Genomic DNA, 5608 nt, shown 5'->3' on the forward strand with positions numbered 1-5608 from the left:
CTTTCTCTTTCAGCACTTCCGATTTCTCTGCGGGTCGCTTTCGTAAGCTTTGCCTAATTTCCGCTATCGCTTTACCCGTACAGCATTAGCTAAAAAGCCATAGTAGCGTATTCGCATTAGCCCTTTAGGCAACACATGTAAAAGTAAGCGTCGAAGTAACTCGCCCGCATTACAACACATTCTTTGCGTCCCATTGGTTCGGTAGTCTTTGTAACTCATCGTGATACGGCCATCCACGTTATAACTTAATTGGTTGGGATTTAACCCGATACGATTGCAATACCGAGATAGATAACCCACTACCGCTGTAGGCTCGTGGAGTACAGGTTTACTGTACACAACCCATCTCTTACTAGCGGCTTCCTCTAATAAATTACTGTGCGTTGCTATCAACTCGCTTACTCGACATAACATCTCTTTCTTAAAGCGAACGGATAAGGCTTTAACCGGAAGCAGGTAACTCTCTTTTCTTGTCGGTTGCCATTGCCGATCTTTTGTAAGCACCCCACTCGGTAGTAGGCAATGAATATGAGTATGTTGACTCAGATTTCTTCCCCAAGTGTGAAGAACCATTAATGCTCCAAGTTGACCGACAAGGTGATGCCGCTCATTAGCAAACGCGCATAATGTTGCCCACACGGAATGAAACAAGCATTGATAAACCACCTTAGGATGCGCTTTAACCAGAGCATTGAACTCGTGCGGTAAGGTAAAAACCATATGATGATAGGCCACGGGTAAAATATCTTGGCTTCGCTTTGTTAACCATTGCTGCCTCATCTGCTCTTGACAATTGGGGCAATGGCGGTCTCGACAAGAGCAGTACCAACGCGTTTCATGACCGCATTGCTGACAACGCCAGTCGTAACTGCCCATACGCTCTGTTCGGCAGTCTCTTAAATGATGGAGTACTTGCCACTGCCTCGGTGTGACTTTGCTTTTATCAAGCTCTTCTAAGCCTTGGGTTAATACGGCTTGGTAAGGAGATAATGCGTTCATTCGCTCTCCTCCCATAGTTGAGCAACTAAGTCGAACTTACTTCCGTCCGAGCTTTCGTTGTGATGACCTATCCAATGGGTGTACCTCAATGTCGTTTTAATATTCGAATGCCCAAGGTAACGCCGCAGAACATTCAAAGGCATGCCCGATTCAAGCTGATGAGTTGCATAGGCGTGTCTCAGGGCGTGTATTCCCCCTAATTTTCTGACGTTAGCCTCAACTTTTGCTGCTTTGAAGCACTTCTGCAAAGAGCTAATACCCAATGGCTTTTCGGGCTCTAGGCTGGGAAACAGCACTACGGTGGGATGATAATGACACCAGTAATTTCGAAGATGATTCAGTTGGCTATCACCCAGTGGAACAAAGCGATCTTTTTTGCCTTTACCACAATGAATGTGCAGCCGTTTCGCCGTACCATCAATGTCTTTCACGTACAAACCCACGACCTCACTGACACGTAGGCCACATCCATAACACATTTCAAGTGCGGTCTGATATTTAAGACTTCGACAATGACTAATGATACTTCTTACTTCCTCGCGATTAAGCAGCTCCGGTATTTTACTGGCGCGTTTAATCGGGGGAACCAGTCGCTCTTCAAATTCTCTATTCAAAACGGCACGATAAAAGAACAAGATGGCATTCAAAGCTTGAGCACAAGTACTACTACTTAAGCTCCGCTCTGTGGTGAGCGTACGTAAATACGCACTAATCTGTTGATCGGTGAGTAAATCGGGGGACAGATCGTAAGTAGTAGATAGATCTTTAACCCAACGTAAATAGCTTGCATGGGTTTTCGGAGAAAAACGGCGAACCGACATTTCATCGATAAGTTGTTGTCTTAATGGGGTCATGATGTATTCCTTAATCTATGGATACATCATAAGTTTGGTCTATCGGATAAGGGAGAGGAAAGTCCTCCGCGAAGCGGCTTAGTTCAACGCCCAATTAAGGGGTGAGCAACGCTACCACCCAACTTAAAGCATTGTGCCATAAACACTTAATTTGAAGTAGAACCCAAAATGCCAAGCGTTGGGAATCCCACTTAAATTGTTTGTTATACGTTCAGTTCCTCGATACTGTAACTACGCTTTACATTGGTAGTCACCTGTCCCCAGAGTGATGCCTTAACCCTTGCCTGATGTAGTTCAAACGCAGGTTTATCTGTGAACTCTTCGTACACATTAAACCTAGTTGGGGTGTCGTTACATTGAGTTACTTCAAAGACTAAGCAGCCAGCCTCTTGTCGAGTTAACTCAATATGCGTATCAAGCTCTGTAGTCACAACTTCTAACTCGTTTTCTGGTATTTCAATGTACCCCGACAGAATTACTTTTCCCATTTCACCACCGTTACACGTTCACTTTATATGTTAAGTCAGTTACATCATCACCTGTCATGCCACGGAAACCCCAACAATGAGGTGGTTGCTCTTTGATAGTGATTTCAATGTCGACTGGTGAGATACCAAGTTGAGCTTCAATGTTGGTAAAGAGTGCTTTGATTAGGGCTTTCTTAGTTTCGACTTCACGACCTGCCATCATGTTTATTTCAATGACAGTATAGGCATCTGTTCTGCCCTCTGGGTAGTAAAAGTCAGACTTGTCGAGGGGAATAATCCTATGAGCACGTTTGCTTTCTGGAAGCCCTAACACCTCAGTCATAGATGCTTGAATTACATCAGATAGCTGAGCTTTGATCGGGTTCAAAAGCTCTTTGATTCCATATATTACTACCATCGTTCCTCCTTCGAACGTATAACGCCCACTTAAGCGGACGGAAATAGTTGGCTAAAATGTGTAGCGAAGCGAAACTCAGCCAACTGTTGGAGTTCCGACTTAAAGTGCTTGTTATATTCCCCAAACACTTAACTCAAATTCATTACGACAAAACGAGGTTTGATTAAACTCAGCAATGACTCCGCAATCCAATTCTTCACCAACCCAACCAAAATCAAATATCTCTGTCTGTTTTGTATACATTTCAATTTCAGTCAAAAATCGATGTAGTTCAGTAAATTGGACTTTATAATAAGGGCCTTGGCAATCAAAAAACAGCCAACCAGCAGTATCAGATATAGGAAGCTCTTTAAACTTACCTATAAGGTCTTCCCAGTATTTGAAATTATGGTTATTCCAATTTTCAATATTACCTCTAGTTGTTGTTAAACAATCTAATTCTTCATCCCAAGTAGAGAAAGCGGCATAACGTATACAGTTCACATCGCTTGAATACTCAACACCCTCTAAAAAATCGCTAATTCGCTTTGGTAGTGCGCGTATTAAAGCTTCTCGCTCTCTTCGGTGGTGATTCTCTCTCAATTTTTGTTCTATTTTACTCATACACTCTCAAGGGAATATAACGCCTGCATAACACGTTTGCTACCATGCAGATTAAGCTAAAACTTACCACTTAATACAGTAAACTCAAAGAAACTTAGAATGCCGAATGTAGCAAATCGTGTTGATGCATTTGTTATAAGCGTACTCACTTATTTAGATTCACTAAACGCTCACCTAACCATGTTAATTGCCATAATTTAAATAAAGCTGATTTTCCTGATTTAGCAGCATTAACTAACATATATACAATTGTCCCAATGAAGACTACAGGAAGCCATGAGACTAATACTTGTAATAATCTAGGCAGTTGTAAAAATATGTCTGGAGGTGATATTGATAATGTTGCTGTTGAAATCATAGCAACACCCGATAACACTAAAAATATAAACTTTAAACAATCTAGTTTAAATTCGTTTTGTTCAACTAATTCAAGACTTTTTAATTTTTTTAACCTATAGCGATCTTCTTTATTAAGTGATTCTTTAGAAAAGACTTTAATCAAAGTCTGAGCATCACCAGAACTAAGCTCTTTTAGCTTATTCAGAATAATTTCAGTATTAAAGCAATTTTTTGAATCCAATAGAAGGTTTTGCCACATTTCAGATAATAGTTTATCTTGTGGATCTACTTTTGATGCCCCATCTACCCATTCATCAAACATATCTAATTGATGATAAGTTAAGTTAGAGTCATTGAGTGTTGCTTTATTTCTAAGATTATCTAAATGCCACTGCACATTCTCTGATTGCTTAGATAACTTAGCTTTCTCTACTTTTGATTTCACGAAATTTTTAATCTCGCCTCCCAAATAATCACCGGTAGGTTTCAATAACGATGTTATCGTTGGAGTGAGAGTTATTTCCTTGCTGTCTTCCGCCACAAATATTCCTTTTTATTTAAGAGCTTATAACGCCGCCATAACACGTGCTGACGACCAACTTTCAAAAGCAATTATACTTCAAACCAAAAACGCCGAATGTTATAAGCATCGTGTTGATGGCTTTGTTATATGCTTAACTCATGAAGCTGAGAGATCGTTCTAAAATTGGAGTAACTCTCTTTTCCCAATCCTCGCGGGTTAAACCAAATTGCATTTAAACCAGCCTCTTGCGCTGAGATAATGTCTTTTTCAAGTGAGTCACCAACCATTGTAAGTTGACTTGGTTCAACACCTAATTTATTCGCTATTCTTTGATAAAATTCAGAACTGCCTTTTGATAAACCAAGATTTGATTTACAGAAATAACCAGAAATGAATTGAGACAACCCGACTCGTTCAAATGCCAATTCAATATCCTGAACACTGGAATCATCAGCACCAGTTGCCACATAAAGCAAATGTCCTTTCTGGGATAACGAAGCTAACATTTCAGAAGCACCATCTACGGCTTGAACTGTTTCCCAGTCACACATTTTTCCTGGAGTATTTGGAAAGTCGACCATTAAAGTGTCACCCCAATCGAACAGATAAGCTTTTCTCATAATGCCTCCTTGCATATAACGCCAAATTAAGTAGTGAGCAACGCTACCACTCACCTAACCCATTGTGCCGTAAACACTAAACCTGATTTAAACCGAAAATGCCAAGCGTTGCGAATCTGCTTAAATTTATTGTTAGGGCGGTGGTTGAAGGGACTGTTTTTCTTTGAGGTAAAGGTACATTGGGAGCCCACACGACACGCCAACTGACAAAGTTCCCAACACTGCAAAATATCGATACTTCACTTTGTGCTTTTGCCCGTCCACTAAGATAAAACCTATCAGAGCAATCGCACCAACCAAGACATCAAGCCAAGCCATTATACTAATGGGGTTTGCCACCGCTTCACTAAACAAAAGACTAATATCTAAGCCATTGGTAACTAGCCAAGGAACCAACGCTCCATACGGTAGCAATATACCTAACAAAGTAAGAACTAGATAAAACCTTACCATTTCGCCATCCTTGCAAATTTTTTGTAGTAAGCCCTAACGCTTAAGTATTTATCCGTTGTCGTAGCACAATGGATAAATACCTGTTGGACTTGGCTGCTTCTATCTATGGAATTTGCTTTTTAGGACTGACTTGCGTTCCACTCTTATCATTAAGACCGGTACCCCGTCAGCCGTCCATTTTCCACTTCTAGCCGCCAATTTATCTACAGCGACTATACCCGTTGCATAATCTTTTTAAAAGCGAACAATGCCCCTCTCTCGCCATAACACAACGATAATTTTATTCATTATAATCAGACAACTAGGTCAGTTGGTACTCTGAAACGACTATC

At 40.8% G+C, this 5608-nt stretch carries 7 protein-coding genes and 1 pseudogene; all 8 read right to left on the reverse strand.

The features are described from left to right. Positions 1–999, reverse strand: a pseudogene (locus tag CWO27_RS23250) (IS91 family transposase); the annotation flags it as partial. Beyond that, positions 996–1853 (reverse strand): tyrosine-type recombinase/integrase, encoded by an 858-nt coding sequence (locus CWO27_RS23255; protein ID WP_107899584.1) that lies wholly within the window; start codon positions 1851–1853, stop codon positions 996–998. The gene CWO27_RS23255 and the pseudogene CWO27_RS23250, both read right to left, overlap by 4 nt. A gap of 203 nt (positions 1854–2056) precedes the next feature. Next, on the reverse strand, positions 2057–2341 hold the full coding sequence (locus tag CWO27_RS23260; protein WP_107899585.1) for a putative quinol monooxygenase: 285 nt from the start codon (positions 2339–2341) through the stop codon (positions 2057–2059). 10 nt (positions 2342–2351) lie between these two features. Then, entirely contained in the window at positions 2352–2738 is a 387-nt protein-coding gene (locus CWO27_RS23265; protein ID WP_107899586.1) for a tautomerase family protein, read from the reverse strand. A gap of 111 nt (positions 2739–2849) precedes the next feature. Further along, positions 2850–3341, reverse strand: a complete 492-nt coding sequence (locus CWO27_RS23270; protein WP_107899587.1) for a hypothetical protein — start codon at positions 3339–3341, stop codon at positions 2850–2852. Positions 3342–3486: 145 nt separating this feature from the next. Continuing rightward, positions 3487–4221, reverse strand: coding sequence for a hypothetical protein (locus CWO27_RS23275; RefSeq protein WP_107899588.1), 735 nt, complete (start codon positions 4219–4221; stop codon positions 3487–3489). 125 nt (positions 4222–4346) lie between these two features. Further along, positions 4347–4823 carry an HAD family hydrolase gene (locus tag CWO27_RS23280; protein WP_107899589.1) on the reverse strand — a complete coding sequence of 159 codons (477 nt, stop codon included), beginning with the start codon at positions 4821–4823 and terminating at the stop codon, positions 4347–4349. Between the two features lie 132 nt (positions 4824–4955). Beyond that, positions 4956–5276, reverse strand: a complete 321-nt coding sequence (locus CWO27_RS23285; RefSeq protein WP_107899590.1) for a DUF2834 domain-containing protein — start codon at positions 5274–5276, stop codon at positions 4956–4958. Positions 5277–5608: the final 332 nt, after the last annotated feature.

It is taken from the genome of Vibrio sp. 10N.286.51.C3 (genome assembly GCF_003050065.1).
GTDB lineage: Bacteria > Pseudomonadota > Gammaproteobacteria > Enterobacterales > Vibrionaceae > Vibrio > Vibrio crassostreae.